This window comes from Kitasatospora purpeofusca (genome assembly GCF_034043715.1).
Lineage (GTDB): Bacteria > Actinomycetota > Actinomycetes > Streptomycetales > Streptomycetaceae > Kitasatospora > Kitasatospora purpeofusca_A.
Genome location: NZ_JAXCLC010000058.1, coordinates 40264 through 58318, shown reverse-complemented (window position 1 = coordinate 58318; position 18055 = coordinate 40264). Strand labels below are relative to the sequence as shown.

At 74.3% G+C, this 18055-nt stretch carries 15 protein-coding genes; 5 read left to right on the top strand and 10 right to left on the bottom strand.

What is annotated here, in order from left to right; genetic code table 11:
- Positions 1 to 94: 94 nt before the first annotated feature.
- The 3 genes from SM793_RS26445 to SM793_RS26435 form a co-directional block, all read right to left on the bottom strand.
- A complete protein-coding gene (locus SM793_RS26445; RefSeq protein WP_320440783.1) occupies positions 95 to 2482 on the bottom strand; it encodes an RICIN domain-containing protein in 2388 nt (795 codons plus the stop codon).
- A gap of 289 nt (positions 2483 to 2771) precedes the next feature.
- Positions 2772 to 3284: a hypothetical protein gene (locus tag SM793_RS26440; protein ID WP_320440782.1), complete on the bottom strand. Its 513-nt coding sequence runs from the start codon at positions 3282 to 3284 to the stop codon at positions 2772 to 2774.
- An 87-nt stretch (positions 3285 to 3371) separates the two neighbouring features.
- Positions 3372 to 3536, bottom strand: a complete 165-nt coding sequence (locus SM793_RS26435) for a hypothetical protein (RefSeq protein WP_320440781.1) — start codon at positions 3534 to 3536, stop codon at positions 3372 to 3374.
- Positions 3537 to 3966: 430 nt separating this feature from the next.
- Between SM793_RS26435 and SM793_RS26430 the strand changes: the two genes are divergently transcribed.
- Positions 3967 to 7032: a cytochrome P450 gene (locus SM793_RS26430; protein ID WP_320440780.1), complete on the top strand. Its 3066-nt coding sequence runs from the start codon at positions 3967 to 3969 to the stop codon at positions 7030 to 7032.
- 16 nt (positions 7033 to 7048) lie between these two features.
- Here SM793_RS26430 and SM793_RS26425 read toward each other — a convergent pair whose 3' ends face one another.
- From SM793_RS26425 to SM793_RS26400, 6 genes are all read right to left on the bottom strand, one after another.
- A complete protein-coding gene (locus SM793_RS26425; protein WP_320440779.1) occupies positions 7049 to 7219 on the bottom strand; it encodes a DUF6126 family protein in 171 nt (56 codons plus the stop codon).
- 32 nt (positions 7220 to 7251) lie between these two features.
- Positions 7252 to 7608 carry an ArsR/SmtB family transcription factor gene (locus SM793_RS26420; RefSeq protein WP_045942663.1) on the bottom strand — a complete coding sequence of 119 codons (357 nt, stop codon included), beginning with the start codon at positions 7606 to 7608 and terminating at the stop codon, positions 7252 to 7254.
- Between the two features lie 283 nt (positions 7609 to 7891).
- Entirely contained in the window at positions 7892 to 8353 is a 462-nt protein-coding gene (locus SM793_RS26415) for a hypothetical protein (RefSeq protein WP_320440778.1), read from the bottom strand.
- A 187-nt stretch (positions 8354 to 8540) separates the two neighbouring features.
- Positions 8541 to 9368, bottom strand: coding sequence for a nucleotidyltransferase domain-containing protein (locus SM793_RS26410; RefSeq protein WP_320440777.1), 828 nt, complete (start codon positions 9366 to 9368; stop codon positions 8541 to 8543).
- 346 nt (positions 9369 to 9714) lie between these two features.
- Positions 9715 to 10746, bottom strand: coding sequence for a glycoside hydrolase family 3 N-terminal domain-containing protein (locus SM793_RS26405; RefSeq protein WP_320440776.1), 1032 nt, complete (start codon positions 10744 to 10746; stop codon positions 9715 to 9717).
- A 489-nt stretch (positions 10747 to 11235) separates the two neighbouring features.
- Positions 11236 to 12891 (bottom strand): aminotransferase class I/II-fold pyridoxal phosphate-dependent enzyme, encoded by a 1656-nt coding sequence (locus SM793_RS26400; RefSeq protein ID WP_320440775.1) that lies wholly within the window; start codon positions 12889 to 12891, stop codon positions 11236 to 11238.
- Positions 12892 to 12919: 28 nt separating this feature from the next.
- On the opposite strand from SM793_RS26400, the gene SM793_RS26395 reads away from it, so the two are divergent.
- Positions 12920 to 13816, top strand: coding sequence for a methyltransferase domain-containing protein (locus tag SM793_RS26395; RefSeq protein ID WP_320440774.1), 897 nt, complete (start codon positions 12920 to 12922; stop codon positions 13814 to 13816).
- A 24-nt stretch (positions 13817 to 13840) separates the two neighbouring features.
- Here the strand turns inward: SM793_RS26395 and SM793_RS26390 are convergent, their stop codons facing one another.
- Positions 13841 to 14347: a MarR family winged helix-turn-helix transcriptional regulator gene (locus tag SM793_RS26390; RefSeq protein WP_266272705.1), complete on the bottom strand. Its 507-nt coding sequence runs from the start codon at positions 14345 to 14347 to the stop codon at positions 13841 to 13843.
- Between the two features lie 100 nt (positions 14348 to 14447).
- Here SM793_RS26390 and SM793_RS26385 point away from each other — a divergent pair, with 100 nt between their 5' ends.
- The 3 genes from SM793_RS26385 to SM793_RS26375 all read left to right on the top strand — a co-directional run bounded on the left by SM793_RS26385 (position 14448) and on the right by SM793_RS26375 (position 17937).
- Positions 14448 to 15395 (top strand): EamA family transporter, encoded by a 948-nt coding sequence (locus tag SM793_RS26385; protein ID WP_320440773.1) that lies wholly within the window; start codon positions 14448 to 14450, stop codon positions 15393 to 15395.
- 67 nt (positions 15396 to 15462) lie between these two features.
- Complete coding sequence (locus SM793_RS26380) at positions 15463 to 16098, top strand: NAD(P)-dependent oxidoreductase (RefSeq protein WP_320440772.1); 636 nt, start codon at positions 15463 to 15465, stop codon at positions 16096 to 16098.
- A gap of 234 nt (positions 16099 to 16332) precedes the next feature.
- A complete protein-coding gene (locus SM793_RS26375) occupies positions 16333 to 17937 on the top strand; it encodes an alpha/beta hydrolase (protein ID WP_320440771.1) in 1605 nt (534 codons plus the stop codon).
- The last annotated feature ends 118 nt before the right edge of the window (positions 17938 to 18055 follow it).

The following is an 18055-nucleotide window of genomic DNA, read 5'->3' as shown; positions in this document are numbered from 1 at the left end:
GGGCGGGCCGGGGGGGGGGGGGGGCCCCCCCCCGCGCCCCGCCCCCCCCCCCCCCCGGCTCGGGGTCCGGGGATCGGGGGTCGAACCCCGGACGTCAGGTGGTCTTCTGCAGGTTCCAGTTCTGGTACGTCTGGCCGTTCGGCTTCTGCAGCTCCAGCAGCCAACCGCCGTAGTACCAGCGCTTGCTGGCACCGAGGACGAGCTCGGAGCCCTCGGCGGTCAGGGTGACCGCACCGCCGGCGGAGGTGACCCGCCACTTCTGGCCGGCCGCGTCCGAGCAGGGGCGCTGCGCGACGTACTGCCCGGCGACGGGGTTGCCGCCGAGCTGCAGGCACTTCTCCGAGCGGACGGACTTGATCCGCAGCGTGCCCGAGCCGGTGTCCTCGAAGGTCCACTTCTGGTTGGCGTAGCCGGTGCGCTGGTAGGCGATGGCCACCGTGCCGTCGTTGAGCGAGCTGCCCCAGAGGTCGGCGGCCTGTCCGGTGAGGCCGTTCAGCAGGCTGTAGCGGGTGCCGGGCTGCGGCTTCCCGGCGTCGGCCGTGGTGCGGAAGGCGGCCGCGCGACCCGGCTTGGAGACCGCGCCGGCGGCGTCCCGGACGGCCACCGCGACGGAGTACGAGGTGTCGGGCGCGAGCCGGACCAGGCCGACCACGGTCGCCCGGACGGTGCCGATCGTCTGACCGTTCAGCAGGACGTCGTAGGCGTTCGCGCCGTTCACCGCGGGCCAGCTCAACACGGCTGTGGTCTGGCTGACCTGACTGACCGTCATTACCGGTCCGGTGGTGCCGCCGGTGGGCGAGGCGGTCGGGCCGGGGGTCGGGCCGGTGGATCCGGTGGGACTCGGCGTACCGGTGGAGGTCGGGGTGCCGGTCGGCGTCGGGGTGCCGGTACCGGTCGGCGAGCCGGTCGGGGTCGGCGTACCGGTCGGACCGGCGGTCGGGCTCGCGGTCGGCGAGGCGCTGCCGGTGGCGGTCGGGCTCGCGGTGGGCGAACCGGTCGCGGTCGGCGTGCCGGTGGGCGTCGGGGTGCCGCCGGTCGCGGTCGGCGACGGGCTGCGGGTCGGCGAGTTCGTCGGGGTGGGCGAACCGGTCGGGGTCCGGGTCGGGTCGGGCGTCGGCCCGGTGCCGCCACCGGCGATCAGGAAGCGGTTGTTGGCGACGTTCCAGTGGGTGGCGAGGTAGCTGCCGGGCGCCGGGTCGGTGTGGTAGTAGTCGTCGTGCCGGCAGTCCAGGCGCATGTCACTGGCGTTGTCCGGGCAGACCGTGCGCATCGCCGGGTAGTACGGGGCGTCCGAGTAGCACATGAGGTCCCACTCGTCGACGCAGTGGCCGCCCTTGCTGGAGTTGGGCGCGCTGTTGCTCACCGCGCCCAGGTTGTGGCCGAGTTCGTGCGCGGCGGTGTGGCCGCCCCAGCAGCCCGAGTCGGTCCGGCCGTACGAGGGGCCGAAGTTGCTCAGGTTGTCCTGGCCGGGCCGCTCGTCGCCGGCGAAGGTGCCGATGCCGCAGTACACCTTGGCATCGGCGAAGATCATGTACTTGCGGTCCTTGCGGTTGAGGCCCTGGGCCGCGATCGCACGGTTGCTGGTGTTGAAGTCGGCCATCTCCGCGTCGGACACCTGGAGGTTCAACACCGAGGCGGAGCAGTCGGATTCGGTGACGAACCGGACGTGCCGGACACCGCCCGTCTCCTGGGCGCTCGCGTTGTAGATGACGTCGACCTCGGCCGCCCACTTCTTGAAGGAGGCCAGGTACTGGGCGAACCGGTCGTTGCCCGGGGTGTGCGCGTAGACCACCTGGACCCGGTTGCCGGCGCTGCCGTCGCCCTCGCAGACGACGCCCTGGCCACCGGCGGCGGGCTCGGCGGCCGCGGCCTGGTCACCGGCCGCCTCGGCCAGCAGCGTCTTCGTCGCGGCGTCCAGGACCGGCATCGAACCCTTCACCAGGTCGGCGGCGGCGGGCGGTCGGGCATCGGCCGGGGGCGTCAGCGCGGCCGGCTGGGCGACGGCGGCGGCCACCGGCGGGACGTCCTTGCGGATGTCCACGTCCTTCGGCGGCGCGTCCGGCCCGTGGCTGCACAGCTCGCCGCCGGTCACCTCCAGGGAGCCCGCGCAGCGGTCGCCGGCGGGCAGGTTCAGTCCTGCGTAGACCAGTCCGCGCTCGGGCTGGTCCTTGGGTATCTCGTGGATCGGCGCGGCCTTCTGGTCGCGCTTCGGCCCGGGGGCCTTGGTGGCGTGCTCGGCGGTGCCGGTCTCGCCCGTGCCGTCGTCGGCGATCGTGCCGGCCATGGCACCGCCCACCCCGTCCACCGAACCCGCCACCGCGCTCGCCGCCGCGGTGTCGTGCACCGCGGACGACTCCATGGCGGTGCTGATGCCCAGCGCGCCCGCGACCAGTCCAGCCGCGACCGCCAGTGAGATCAGTGCCGTGCGCTTGCCCGTCCGTCGACGCCGCCGACGGCGGAGCTCCGTGCTCCGGTGCCCCATCGGGTGTCTCCTCTCCTCGTGCGAGGCTCCGACCACCGCTCGGGGTGATGGCCTGAACCTTCCGACACTCCGGAGACCGGCCCGGGCGGGCCGGATAACAGAAACCTCTTTTCGAAATTCGCGCGGACGGACGAGGCGGGCGGGACGGGGCGGCGGGAGCGGCCGATGACACCTCGTCGGCGCACGGCGCGGCGTGCACGGACGGGAGCGGCGCGGTGGGCGCGGACAGAAGCGGCCGGATCCGTTCGGTGCCCGGGGCCGTTCGGTCCTCCGAGGCCGGCGCGGTGCCTCAGGCCGCGACGTCGAGCCGCTGCGCGGCGAGACCGGGGCTGCCCTGCCGGTGCAGCAAGGCGAGGCCCGCCGAGAGCTGCCGGGGGTCTCCCGCCAGCCAGTACCTGAGGGCGGCCGACAGGGCGGCGCTCGCCGGGCCGACCCGCGACCCGGTCACCGCCGTGATCCGCTCGCCGACCAGTGGGAGCAGGTCGGCGACGGGCGCCGGCAGCCAGAGCGTGACCGCGCAGGGCGCGGGCCGGGCCAGCACTCGCAGCAGCCGCAGCACTCCCGCATCCCCGGGCCCTGACGCCGCCCCGACCCCGGCCCCGCCCCCCGGAGCGACGGGCAGCACCGCCGGCTCCGGCCGGACGGGGAGGACCGGGAGGACGTGCAGGCTGGGGACGACGTCGATCAGGCCGTCCGCCGCGACGTCGGACATGTCGGCACCGTGGCCACGCGCGAGTTCGCGCAGCAGGGCCCGCTCGGCGGACGCGATCCTGACGGTCAGCATGACTTCTTCGCAGTCCATGGTCCCAGTTCCCGTCCAGAGCGTGAGGGTGTGCTCGTCCGTCGTCGGTCGTGTACCGGTCAGCCCTTGCCGATCATTACCTGCCCGTCAGTGGGGGTCAGCTATCGGCGTGATCAAGCCATAGTGGCCGTCACAGCGGCGGTACAGGATCCGGCCGCGTCCGTCGCCGGCGTACTCCGCGTCCTGGCGGGGCAGTTCGCCCCGGATCTCCACCCGGACGCCGGGGGCGGACCGGCGGCGCAGACGGGTCATCAGGGGATCCTCCTCGGTTCGGCACCATGCTGGACCTGCACGCACCCTCCCGCCGAGGGCCGAAAGGCCCTGCCCACCAGGCAGGACGACCCGAACGGGCCCGAACCGTTCATCCGCCTGCGGAGTTGCCCGCGGCCATTCGGGCGACTCCATCGGGACGCCACGCGTACACCTTGAGGACACTCCACCGATGGGGTGATCAACCCCGGTACGGCGCAACGCTCACGGGACCGGCGCGTTTCCCATGGCGTGCGCCCTCTGACAGCGGCGCGCGCGGGGTCCGCGTCAACAGGCCCCCGGAACCCGGCTGTCGCGGCGGCGGCTCCGGTGGTACCGCAACGCCGGGCCGTTCGACCGGTCCGACACCGACCGGTCGCGCCGGACCGTCCCACCGGTCCGCCCCCCGGTCCATCTGGTGAGAGGTGATGTCATGATCCTGACGAACGAGACCCGCAGACCGCCCACCCCGCCGAGAACCCCCGCGGCAGGGCCCCGCCGAGCGGCCGTCCCCCCGCTCGCCCCCGGCGCACTGCCCGGACTCGGCCACGCCCCGGCCCTGCTCCGGGACCCGCTCGGCTTCCTCGGCTCCCTCTCCCGGTACGGCGATGTGGTCCGGATCCGCCTCGGCCCGCGCACGGTCTGCGTCGTCACCGACGCCGGACTCGTCCACACGCTGCTCGTCGCACTCGCCCACGACTGCCCTCGCGGCGCCGTCCAGGACACCCTCAAGACGGCCTTCGGCGACGGCCTGCTGATGTCCGAGGGCCGCGCCCACCGGGACCGCCGCCGGATCATCCAGCCCGCCTTCGCACCGGACCGGATGGCCGACTACCTGGCTGTCATGCACCAGGTCACCGAGGAGCGGGCCGACCGCTGGCGCCCCGGCCAGGTCCTCGACGTCGCCAAGGAGATGAACCACCTCGCGCTGGAGATCGTCACCCGCGCGCTGTTCGACGCCCGGCTGAGCGAGGACGCCACCCTCGCCTTCCACCGCGCCCTGCCCGACCTGGTGAAGGGGCAGATCGTCCAGTCCCTCTACCCGCACCCGGCACTCGCCCGGCTGCCGCTGCCCGTCAACCGGCGCTTCGACGCCGCCGTCCGGGTGCTCAACCGCGTCGTCGACCAGGCCGTCAACCGCACCGCGCCCGGCGGCCGGTACGGCGCGAACGGGGGGTCCGGGGGCACCGGCGGGTCCGGCGGGTCCGGCGGGTCCGGCGGGTCCGGCGGGTCCGGCGGGTCCGGCGGGTCCGGCGGGTCCGGCGGGTCCGGGGGACGGGGCACCGGCGCGGCCGGGGGCGGCTGCCCGATGACCGGGAGCGGGGCCCGGCGCCCCACCCTGCCCGCCCTGCTGCGCGCCGCCGTCGACCCCGCCACCGGCCGGCCGCTCACCGAGGCGGACGTCCGGTCCGAGGCGATCACCATGTTCGGCGCCGGCACCGAGACCGTCTCCACCACGCTGACCTGGCTGATCGACGAACTGGTCCGGCACCCCCACGTCGAGGCCCGCGTCCTGGCCGAGTTGGACGAGCACCTCCCGGCCGGGACGGTGCCCACCCCGGAGGCCCTCGCCCGACTCGCCTACACCCGTGCCGTCACCCAGGAGGTCGTCCGGCTGCACGCGCCGAACGCCTTCCTGATGCGCACCGCGCGCGTCCCGGTCACGCTCGGCGCCTACCGGATCCCGGCCGGCACCGAACTGCTCTACAGCCTCACCGCCGTCCACCGCGACCCCGCGCTCCACCCCGACCCGCTGCGGTTCGATCCCGACCGCTGGTACGACCCCGACGGGTCGGAGGGAACGGGCACCGGCGGTACCGCCGCGGCCCGCCAGACCTTCCTCCCGTTCGGTGCCGGCAAGCACAAGTGCATCGGCGAGGCCTTCGCCTGGGCCGAGTTGACCGTGGCGACCGCCGCCATCCTGCGCCGCTGGCGTCCGACGGCCGTCCCCAACGCGCGGGCCCGCGAGGTGGTCTGGACGACCGTCCAGGCCCAGGGCCTGCGCGTGCGGCTCGCGCCGCGCCGCGGCAACCGGACCGCGCACGCCCCCGGTTCGCGCCGCACGCCCGCGCCGGGCGGCCGGGACGACACGCCGGCGCGGTGCCTGCCGATCGCCGGCCCTCGCCGGTCGACCCTGCTGCCCGCGCGGTCGACCGTACTGCCCGGCCGGTCCGCGCCCGGCCGCTCGTACCCGGCGGCGCTGCACACCACCGCCCTGCGAACCGCCGCCCTGACGGTCGCCCGCACCGCTTCGCGCACGACTTCACGTTCTACTGACTCGCGTACCACTTCACGCGCCTCCGATTCACGCGCCTCCGATGCGCGCACCGCTTCGCGCACCGCCGACCGAACGGGCTTGCGCCCTCGCGGCGGTGGCGGCAGTGGCGGCGGCAGCGGTGGCCTCGCCCCGGGCGCGGGCACCGTCCGGCCCCTCGCCTCCCCCCGACAGCTCGTCCTCCTCGGTACCGCCACCGCTGTCCCCCGACCCGCGCCGTCGCTCCGCACCGCACCGCTCCCCCGACCGGCAGGCCGCACCGACGCGGCCCTCCCCCCGTTCCTCCGGCCCCGCACCGAAGAGGCCCGCACCGAGGAGGCCCGCACCCCGGCCGAACTGAGCGCCGCCACCGCCCGGCACGGCGACTGGGCCCTCGCCCGCGGCCTGCTCGCCCCGGCCGACCTCCCCCGCTACCAGTCCTACGCGCTGCCCGAGCTGATCGGCCACGCCTATCCCCGCGCCCGCGGCGCGGAACTGGATCTGCTGGTCGACATCCTGGGCTGGTTCACCATCCTCGACGACCGCTTCGACGGCCCGCCGGGGCGGGACCCCGCCGAGGCCCGCGCCATCGTCGGACCGCTGCTCGCCGTCGTGGCAGGCCGCCCCGTCCCGGTCGGCGGCCCGCAACCCCACCTGCTCGACGCCTGGCGGGAACTGTGGCAGCGCCAGACCGCCCCCATGTCACCGGAGTGGCGTCGGCGCACCGCCGAGGAATGGCACTCCTGTCTGGAGACCTTCCTCGCCGAGACCGCCCACCGGGCCGCCCGCACCCACCCCGACCTCGCCGAGACCGTCCGGCTGCGCCGCCATGCCAGCTGCCTCTATCCGTTCATGGGCATACTGGAGCACGTCCACGGCGGCGAGGCACCGGCCGCCCTGCACCGGGATCCCGCGCTGCACCGCCTGCGCGCGAACACCGCCGACGTGGCGACCCTGATCAACGACCTCTACTCGGCCGACCGCGAGGAACGCCAGCAGGTCGCGGCCTTCAACACCGTGTTCACCCTGCAACGGGTCCGCGGCTGCACCCGGGCCCGGGCGGTCCGGTCCGTCGGGACGAGGATCGCCCGGCTGGCCGCGGAGAGCGAGTCGCTGCGCCGCCGGCTGCTGCTCCGGTACCCGGACAGCGGCTGGTACCTCCACGGCACCCGGGAACTCGTCGACGGCGTGCACGCCTGGACCAGCACCAGCCACCGCTACACCGGAGAGGGCGCCGCGCGCTGATCCCGGGCGGGCCGGGTCACTTCCGGTCGCCGAGGGCGAACAGCAGCAGGACGAACCCGGCGAACAGGTGCGTGGCGAAGATGTAGATGCCCGCCCGGACCAACATCGCCCGGCGCCGCGCCTTCTCCTCCAGCGTCGCCCGCCCGCCCGTGGTGCCGTCGCCGCTGACGGTCCCGCCCGGGCTCATGGTCCCGCCCGGGTTCGTGTCCCCGTCCGGGCTCACCGGTGGCCGGCCGGGGTCGCGGGGGCCTCGGGCGCGCGAAGCTCGCCGAGCAGCGCGTCCTGGTCGGTGATCAGCTCGGTCAGGATCCGCCGGGCGGCCCGCAGCAGCTCGGCGACGTCCGGTGTGCTGAGGGCGTAGACGACGGTGTTGCCCTCGCGGGTCGCGGTGACCAGCTGGGTCCGGCGCAGGACGGAAAGCTGCTGGGAAAGGTTCGACGGCTCGATCCGGATCTCGGCCAGCAGCTCGCGCACCGGTCGCGGTCCGTTCTGGAGCAGTTCCAGGACGCGGATGCGGACCGGGTGTCCGAGTGTCCGGAAGAACTCCGCTTTCGCCTGGTAGAGCGGGACCGGCATAGTCCGTTCCCTCCTGCGGGTCGGGGATGGGATCGTTCGCCGCCCTGGCGGCGTGAAGCATCATCCTTGCGGATGAAGATCTCTTCAAGTCGTCATCACCGAACACGGAAAGCGGACGCGGAGCAGAGCGAAAGCGAAGGGAGCGCGGAGGGAGCGCGGAGGGGCGACAGAAGGACCGCAGAAGGACTCCGGAAGGACTCCAGGGAGGACTCCGGGGAGGCAGAAGGTGCGGGCCCGGGATCCGTGAATCCCGGGCCCGCACCGCCCTAGCGGGCGCGTGTCATCAACACGGCACCACAACGTCGACGGTCACCGGGTTGGGACCCCACGGGTAGGTGGCGGCGCTGAAGCTGCCGTGCACGGTGGAACCGCACGGAACGGTGCCGCCGACGCCGCGCACCTGCACGGTGCTGGCGGTGAACAGGGTGCGCCCGCTGACCGAGCCGAGCGACGAGCCGCCGACGACCTGGCCGGACAGGCCGGTGAGCACCTCGACGGTCTGCGGCCACGGGGTGCCGGGGCTCGGCGGGCCGGCCAGGCTGATCTGCCCGTACAGCTGGACGCTGTCGCCGGTGACCTCGGCACACACCCGGGTCGACAGACCGGCCTGCAGGCCGGACACGCCGCAGGTGACGGTGGTGGTCGTGGTGGTGGTCTGGGCCGCGTTCGCCTCCGCCGGCACGGCCAGCAGCGCCGCCGCGCCGACGATCCCGGCCGCGGTCAGGGTGAGTCGGTTCATCCGCATGTCCGCTCCTCCTTTTCTCTTTGATTGCAAGGAATCAGCATCGCCATATGTGACATTTCACATGTGGCATGTCGTAAGACTTTCATGTGATTCCAATGCAGGAAAGGGCCACCATCCGAACATCTGATGATCAGACTTGAAACTGGCCTTCGATGGCGGGAATTTCAGCCTCCGCTGGCTTGAACCACTACTCGCCCAACGACAATCGGCCAACACACAGCCGCTGGGCGCTCTCGATCGCCATGTCCATGAATGCGAGCGCGTCGGCCCGCCGGGTGAGCGGGTTCGGATAGAGGGAGCGACGCCGCCCGCCGTCCCGGACCCGTAGGCACTCGTCCACGATCCGGTACCACCGCTCGCCGAACACCGCCCGGGCGTACTCGCCGGCCCCGCGCTTCGAGGCGATCCGCCCGGTCGCCAGCGTGTAGTGCGCGCGGCTCACCCCGAGCACCCCGTGGGCCGGGCCCTCGCCGTTCAGAAGAGCCAGCCCCGGCCGCGAGACCAGCCGCGCGGAACGCCGCCGCCACGGGCGCCAGTGATCCTCCAGACTTCCGGCCGTCCACGCCGCGAGCGCCCCCGGCTCGGTGTCGATCATCAGTTCCTGCGCCCGTGGACCACAGAGCGTGACGCCCTGCCGCGCCAGGGTGTGCCAGAGCACCGGCGTGCGATCGGTTCTCACCCGGTGCCGGACCCTCCCCCCGAACACCTGCGGGCCCGGCGCCGCCTGCGCGGGTGGGCCCGCGAGTTCGTGCCAGGTCAGATAAGGGCCGTCGAACGCGGGGCGCGGATAGCGGGCCGCCAACCGGGCGTGCGCGCGCTCCAGCCCCGCGAGCTGCGCCGCCGTCACCGGATCGGCGGACACGGCCACGAAGTCGATGTCGCTCCGCGCCGGGTGGAAGTCCCCCAGAGCGGTTGAACCGACCACGTAGAGGCCCTCGACCAGCCCGGGTGCGGCGGCGTCGACCAGGGTCAGGTAGGCGTCGGCGATCTCGTGTACGAGAGGGTGCACAGTCACGGCGGCAAGCCTGCCATCCGGATGACCCTCCGTGTCCGCTCGTTTCCGCTACGGATCGGCGCGTGTTGGTCAGCTGCACACCCTCTTCGCGCCACCCTCACTCCCCTTTGCGCCACCCCCTCGCCACCCTCGCCACCCGCGCCACCCCGGGTGGGAGCGAGCGGGAGGCGGGTGGTAGGCGGACGGGAGCGGGCGGACAGGGGCGACAGGGGGCGGTCGGCCACGCGGCCTGCGCCGGGGAACGGGCGCGGGTAACGGGCGCCGGGCGGCGGGTGTCGGAGGCACGGGTGTCGGGGGCGGTCGAGGGCGGCGGGTGTCGGGGCGGGTGAACTCTGTGGCGTGCCGTTCAGGGGCGGCCGAGGGAAGTACGGAGGGTGTCGACGCGGCCGACGGCGTCGCTGAACTCCCCGGCATCCAGACCGCCGCCGTCGAGGGCGACGGCGAGGGCCTCGGCGGCGGCGTCGCCCTGCTGGATGTCCCGGGCGGAGCACAGCAGGAGGTCCATGCCCGCCCGGGCCGCGGCGACCGCCCGGTCCCCGGTGTCCCCGAAGGCGGCGAGGGCACCGGCCTCCAGGGCGTCGGTGACGGTCACCCCGCGGAAACCGAGGCGCCGGCGCAGCTCGCCTTGGACGACCGCGCCCGACAGTCCGGCCGGCCGGTCGGCGTCGAGGGCCGGATAGACCGCCCAGGAGGCCATCACCAGCCGGACCCCGCCGGCGATGGCGGCACGGTAGGGCTCCTCGCCCCGCGCCCGGAGTTCGGCCAGCGGGACCGGCAGGACGACCAGGCGCTCGTCGGTGTTCTCCGCACGGGCCGCGGTGCCGAGACCGGGGAAGTGCTTGGCGGTGGCGGCCACCCCCAGCTGCTGCTGGGCGGTGAGGAAGGCGGTGCCCAGCTCGGCCACCACCTCGGGCTTCCCGCTGTACGAGCGTTCGAAGTGGTCGATGAAGTTGTCCGGTGCGTCGAAGACGTCGAGCACGGGCGCGAGGTTGACGTTCAGACCCGCGCCGGCCAGGGTGCCGGCCGCTCCCGCGCCGGACCGGGCGGCGTCCCGGGCCGGGTCGGAGGCCGCGCCGGTCTGCCGGGCCGAGTGGACCGGGTCCCCGGGCAGCCGCCGGATCGCGCCGCCTTCCTGGTCGGTCATCAGCAACAGCGGTACACCGGACGGCGCTTCCTGCGCCGCCGCCTTCAACAACTGCACCGCCGCTCGGAGTTGCTCGGGCGACGGGGCGTTCTGCTTGAACAGGATGACGCCGGCGGCGCGGCCCGCCCGGATGGTGTCGAGCAGTTCGGGAGGAGGGGTGTCGCCGGGGTAGGAGTAGACGATCCGACGACCGGCGAGCCGGAGCGACGCGGTGCTGGGCATGGTGGTGGGCACGGTGGTGGTCCTCCCGGTGGGAGTCGGGGTCCCCGGGTTCGTCCCGACGGCGCCGGCCCCGGCCCCGATATCGGTCCCGGGCCTGGTATCGGTGTCGGTATCGCCGTCCGTGCGGGTTCCGGTGCCCGTGCCCGTGGCCGGGTCGACGGGCTCGCCCGGACCGGCGGGCGGCGCCGGTACGGCCAGGGGCGCGACCGGGCCGACCGCGGTCGCCGGGCCCACCGCCGCCAGCAGCAGCGCCAGGAGCGCGAAACGGGCCGGCCGACGGGGCGGCCGACGGGTCCTGCGGTGTGACGGGCGGGGTATGAGGCGTCCACGGCGGGGCGTCGACATCCGGCCTCCTCGGTCGGTCGGGGTCCGGTCCGGGCCGGCGAGCCGGCCCCGGAACGGCCAGGATCGTCGATCGGCGCGCGGGAGTCGACGGGTTCGACCGCGGGCATCCCGCCGGTGTCGCGGACACCTCGACCGGACGGCGTAACAGCAGCAGCCTCACCCCGGGAGCGGTGGTCCCGCCTCCCGGAGCAGCCGTCCGAGGACGGCGATGCCCTCCTCGATCTCGCCCGGCGTGCCGGCCGCGTACCCGAGGACCAGCCCCGGCGGGTGCGGCAGCCGGGCATGCCAGGACAGCGGGTGCACCTTCACCCCGTGGGCCAGCGCCGCCCCCGCGAGCTCGGTGTCCGTACAGGGCAGGCCGCCCGGGAAGGTGAGCATGAGGTGCAGCCCGGCCGCCGCGCCGTGGACGGCGGCGCCGGGCAGATGGGCGGCGACGGCGGCGGTCGTCGCGTCACGTCGGCGCCGGTGGCGGGTGCGCTGCAGCCGGAGGTGGCGTTCCAGGGCGCCCGAGTCCATCAGGTGGGCGAGGACCAGCTGCGGGAGCGCGGCGTTGCCGAGGTCGCTGAGCCGTTTGGCGTCGACCAGGGCGTCCCGGTAGCGGGTGGGAGCGAGCACCCAACCGGTGCGCAGCGCGGGGGCGAGCAGCTTGGAGACGCTGCCGAGGTAGAGGACCTGCTCGGGGAGGGCACCGCGCAGGGCGGGCACGGGCGGTCGGTCGTAGCGGTGTTCGGCGTCGTAGTCGTCCTCGATCACGAGCCCGCCGTCGGCCGCCCATTGGAGCAGCTCGCGCCGTCGGGCGCCGCCGAGCACCACGCCGGTCGGGAACTGGTGGGCGGGCGTGAGCAGCACGGCGCGGGCGCCGACGGCGCGCAGCGCGTCCACCCGGATCCCCTCGGCGTCGACGGGCACGGGCGGGGTGGCGGTGATCCGGTGACCGAGGTGCTGTCGGGTGCCGAGGGAGCCCGGGTCCTCGACCGCGACCACGTCGAGGCCGTCGGCCCGGAGCACCTCGCCGACGAGGGCGAGCGCCTGGGCCGCCCCGGCGACGACGAGGATCTCCCCGGGGTCGGCGCGGATGCCGCGGTTGCGGGCCAGCCAGTCCGCGACGGCGCGGCGCAGGGCGGGGGTGCCGCGCGGGTCGCCGTAGCCGAAGTCCGCTGCGGCGAGGTCGCGCAGGACGGCGCGTTCGGCGCGCAGCCAGGCGGCGCGGGGGAAGGCGGCGAGGTCGGGGACGCCGGGTGTGAGGTCGATCCGGGCGGGGGCGGTGCGGAGGGAGTCGAAGACGGTCGTGGCGGGTTCGCCGTCGAACGGCGACGCGGGCGAGGGGCCGATGACGAGGGCCGGTCCGGTGACGAGGGCGGGTCCGGGGCGGGTGCCTCCGGGGCGGGCGGGCGTCGGCCCGTCTGCCGTCGGCCGGGTGGTTGTCGGTTCGGCAGCCGTCGGCCGGACAGCCGTCGACCGGGTCGCCGTCGGCCGGACAGCCGTCAGCGAGGGCGGCGGCACGGTCTCCGGGGCGAACTGGTCGACCACGACGGTGCCACCGCGGCCCAGGCCCGCGATCCGCCCCTCCTCGGTGAGGCGGCGGTAGGCGTCTGTCACCACACCGCGCGAGACCCTCAGATCGGCGGCGAGCACCCGGGTGGCGGGCAGGCGGCTGCCGACGGGAAGCCGGCCGTCATCGATCGCCTCCCGGAGCCGCCGCGCCAGCCAGTCCGCGAGTCCACCGGCGGGCGCCTGCCCGGGATCGAGCTGGAGGAAGTCCGCACCCGCCGTTCTGGACCTGTCGATCGAATGATCATTGGACCTGTGCACCGGTCCATTGTGCCGGGAGGGTGAAGACATGACGACCACGACCACGACCACGACCTCAACCACCGCCAGCGCCGCCGCCTCCGGCGATTCGCCCTCGGCCGCTTCCCCGTCACACCTCGACCAGACCTATGTGCACGGCTACTCCCCCGCCGAGGCCCGCCGCCTGGGCGACCAGGCCGACACCCTCGCCGGACTGCTGCACGCCGGTACGGCGTACCCGCCGGGCAGCCGGGTCCTGGAGGCCGGGTGCGGGGTCGGCGCCCAGACGGTGCACCTGCTGGAGGCCAGCCCGGGCCTGCTGCTGACGGCCGCCGACATCTCCGCCGACTCGCTGGCCCGGGCCCGGGCCAGGGTCGCGGAACAGCTGCCGGAGGCCCAGGTCACCTGGCACCACGGTGATCTGCACCTGCTCCCCTTCCCCGACGGTTCGTTCGACCACCTCTTCGTCTGCTTCGTACTGGAACACCTCGCCGACCCGGCGGCGGCGCTGACGGCACTGCGCCGGGTCCTGCGCCCGGGCGGCACCATCACGGTGATCGAGGGCGACCACGGCTCGGCGTTCTTCCACCCCCGCGGCGAGGCCGCGCAGCGGGTCGTCGGCCATCTGGTCCGGCTCCAGGCGGACGGCGGCGGGGACAGCCTGATCGGGCGGCGGCTGTACCCGCTGCTCGCCGGGGCCGGGTTCCGGGACGTCTCGGTCGTCCCACGCACCGTGTACGCGGACGGCGGCCGACCCGAGCTGGCCGAGGGGTTCACCCGGCACACCTTCGTGGCGATGGTCGAGGCGGTCCGCGCCGATGCGCTCGCGGCCGGCCTCGACACGGCCGAGGACTTCGACCGCGGCGTCGCCGAGCTGCGCCGCACGGCCGAGCCGGACGGGTCGTTCCACTACACGTTCTTCAAGGCGGTGGCGGTCAACCCGTGACCGGCCGCCGGCGGTGCGGCGCGGTCACTCCGGGTCGTCCCCGAGGGTGCCGAGGAGGGTTCGCAGGGCGGCCACGAAGGCGGCGGTCCTCGGCTCGTCGAGGTCGCCCAGGATGCGGCGCTCGGTCGCCAGGTGGTCCGGCAGGGCACGGTCGATCAGGGCATACCCCTCCTCGGTGAGTTCGACCTCACGGCTCCGGCCGTCGGAGCCGCTGGGGGTTCGGGTGACCAGGCCGCGCGCTTCCAGCCGGTCGAGGCGCTGGCTGATCGCCCCGGAGGTGACCATCGCGGACTGCATCAGCAGGGTCGGTGTGAGCCGGTACGGCGGGCCGCTTCGACGCAGGGTGGCGAGCACGTCGAAGGAGGCGAAGTCGAGGTCGTGCCGGGCGAAGGTCTCCTTCAGCTCGGCGTCGACCAGTCGGGACAACCGCTTGAGGCGGCCGATCACCTCCATCGGCGAGACATCCAGGTCGGGGCGCTCGGCGCCCCACTGCTGCACGATCCGGTCCACATGATCCACGCGCTCTGCCATGGCCCCAGCCTAAACGATGCCTTAGCGGTGAGATACCTCACAGCATCCGCCGCCGGCCGGACCTTGCGAAGATTCCTTAGCGCTGAGATATATTGGCTTAGTGCTAAGGAATCGACTCGCCATCGTGCTGCTGACCGCCCTGGCCCCGGCCATCTGGGGCTCCACCTACCTCGTCACCACCGAGCTGCTGCCGCCGGGACGCCCGCTGCTCGCCGGCGTGCTCCGCGCCCTGCCCGCCGGACTGCTGCTGATCGCCCTCACCCGGCGCCTGCCGAGCGGCAGTTGGTGGTGGCGCTCGCTCGTCCTCGGCGCCCTGAACATCGGTGCCTTCTTCGCCCTCCTCTTCGTCGCCGCGTACCGGCTCCCCGGCGGGGTCGCCGCCACCGTCGGCGCCGTGCAGCCGCTGATCGCCGCCGGCCTCTCGGCCGCACTGCTCGGCGACCGACTCTCTCCGCGCACCCTCCTCTCCGGTATAGCCGGGGTGGCCGGCGTCAGCCTGCTGGTCCTGCGAGCCGGCGCCCAGTTGGACGCCCTCGGTATCGTGGCCGCACTCGGCGGCGCGGTGGTCATGGCGACCGGCGTCGTCCTCTCCAAGCGCTGGACGTCACCGGCGCCGCTGCTCGCCACCACCGGGTGGCAGCTCACCGCCGGCGGTCTGCTGCTGCTCCCGGTCGCCTTCCTGGTCGAGGGACCGCCCCCGTCCCACCTCACCGGCGCCAACCTGCTCGGCTACGGCTACCTGAGCCTCATCGGCGCGGCCGTCGCGTACGCGCTCTGGTTCCGCGGCATCCGTGCCCTCCCTCCGACCTCTGTCACCTTCCTCGGGCTGCTCAGCCCCGTGGTCGCCACCGCCCTCGGCTGGCTCGTCCTCGGTCAGGACCTCTCGCCCGTCCAGGCCCTCGGCGCGCTGATCGTGCTCGGCTCGCTCGTCGCCGCCCAGACCCAGCGCCCGCGCACCCCGTCGAGGACGGTGACCGGCCCGCCCGGCGACGTACCCTCCGACCACAGCGGTCGACCGACCAACAACCGCACCCACCAGTCCGCCTGACCGCGTTCCCGCCCCACCTCCTTCCCTTCGTTCCGATCCTTCCGACCCGCACCAAGGAGAACCACCCGTGAACATCACCGTGTTCGGCGCGACCGGCAACGTCGGCAGCCGGGTCGTGGCCGAGGCTGTCGCCCGTGGCCACCAGGTCACCGCCGTGCTGCGCGACCCCCAGCGCCCGCACCCGTTCCCCGCCACCGTCCGGATCGCCACCGGGGACGCCCGCGACCCCGAGGACGTCCGCCGCCTCGCCGCCGGCCAGGACCTGCTGATCACGGCCACCCGCCCGGCCCCCGGGCGGGAGGACGAACTGGCCGTCGCCACCAAGGGTCTGCTCTCCGGACTGACCGGCACCGGCGTCCGACTGCTGGTCGTCGGCGGCGCCGGAAGCCTCACCCTGCCCGGCGGCGGCGTCACGCTCGCCGACTCCCCGGACTTCCCCGCCGCCCTGCTGCCCATCGCCAACGCCTGCGGTGAGCAGCTCTCCCTCTACCTCGCCGAAACCGAGGTCGACTGGACCTACCTCAGCCCCTCCGCCCTCCTCGCGCCGGGCGAGCGCACCGGACTCTTCCGGCTCGGCCACGACGAACTCCTCGTCGACGCCGACGGCACCTCGACCATCTCCATGGAGGACCTCGCCGTCGCCCTCCTCGACGAGGCCGAGCGGCCCGCCCACCGCCGCGCCCGCTTCACCGCCGGCTACTGAGTGCCGCCCACCGGCTTGCTTCCCCCCGCCCTTTCCGCCCGAAACACCCCATCACCCACATGGTGGCGTGCTTCGGGCGGACAGGCATGACGGCACGTCATTTCTCTGACTCAGCAAACGTTTTGGCAGATGAGGGGCTGTACCGGGCCACCGGGTCGGGGTGGTGCAGGCACCACCGGAAAGACGGGTGCACGCCTGATCGACCACGATCGATCCGACCGTCAGGATCGTGCCATGACCACACGAGACCTGGCCCGCAGCACCAGCACCCCCACCACCGGCACCTCGACCCGCCGCGCCCGCCCAGCCCGCCGCACCACGCTCGGCGGGCGCACCGCCGCGCTGCTCGCCCTCCTCGCCCTCGCCTCCGCGACCGGCACCGCCGATGCTGTCGCGGCGCCCACCGGGGCGGCGGCCCCTGCCGCCCCCTCCCGCTACACCCACCAGCAACTCGGCTGGCAGACCTGTGCGGAGGAGGCCACGCTGGAGTGCGCCACCATGACCGCCCCCAGGGACTGGCACCACCCGGGCCGCGGCCCGGACATCACCGTCGCGGTCTCCCGGCACCGCGCGGCCGATCCGGCCCGGCGGATCGGCAGCCTGCTCACGGCCGCCGGCGGCCCCGGCGGCCAGGGTCTGCTCCGCCCGGCGGACCACGTGCGTAACGCGCCCGCCCTCGGCGCCTCTTACGACATCATCGGCTTCGACCAGCGCGGCGTCGGCCACAGCACCCGGGCCGTCTGCCAGACCCCCGAGGAGTTCCGCTCCTTCTTCTCCGGGGACTTCCGCGACGACACGCCGGCCGACCGTGCCCGCGTGATCGCCAACTCCACCGTCCTCGCGGCCGACTGCGAGCAGCGCAGCGGCGGCCTGCTGCCCTTCCTGACCACCGAGCAGACCGCACGGGACATCGACCTGCTGCGCGCCCTCCTCGGCGAGCGCCGGATCAGCTACTACGGACCGTCCTACGCCACCATGATCGGCGCCTACTACGCGACGCTCTTCCCGCACCGGATCGAGCGAATGGTGCTGGACAGCAACATCGGTTTCGACGGCACCTGGGAGCGGTTCCAGCTCGGCCAGCCGATGAGCTTCCAGCGTCGCTTCGAGGAGGACTTCCTGCCGTGGCTCGCCGCCCGCGACGCCACCTACCACTACGGCACGACCCCCGCCGAGGTGAAGGCCCGCTGGGAGGCCCGCCGCGCCACGCTGCGCGAGCACCCGATCGTCGACGGCCAGCTCACCCTCGGGCCGAACCAGTTGGACAACGGCACCATCCAGGGCATCTACCGCGAGAACAACGGCTTCACCCTGCTGGCCACCGCCCTGACCGCACTCGACGACTGGCCGACCGCCGACCCGGCCGCCCGCGCCACGGCCCGGCGGGTCTTCGGCGACTACCTCAGCCCGGAGTTCCTGGCCGAGTACTTCGCCGTCACCTGCAGCGACACCCCCTGGACCCGCGACCTCGCCCTCTGGGCCGCCCGAGGCACCGAGAACGCCGCCCGCTGGCCGCTGGTCGGGGCCCGCACCCTCGCCTTCTCCGCCGTCTGCGCCTCCTGGCCGACCCCGACCGCACCCCGGGTCCGGGTCACCGGCGCGGGTCTGCCCCCCACCCTGATGCTCAACTCGGTGCACGACCCCGCGACGTACTACGAAGCCGCCCTCTCCGCCCACCGAGCCCTGCGCGGCTCCCGCCTGGTGACCGTCACCGACAACGGCGACCACGGCCAGTACCCCGGCCCCAATCCCTGCGTGCGCACCGCCGTCGAGTCCTACCTCCTGACCGGCGCGACCCCCGCCGGCGACCTCACCTGCCCCTCCCCCACGACAACCTGAAGGGCCCCGACGAATGGCACGGCCGGCCACGGTACGGTCCGCCGCCGGGTCTCCCCCCGGAGGACCCGGCGACGGCGCGCACGGCGGGTGCGGGCGGCAGCCCGCCGATTCAGAGACT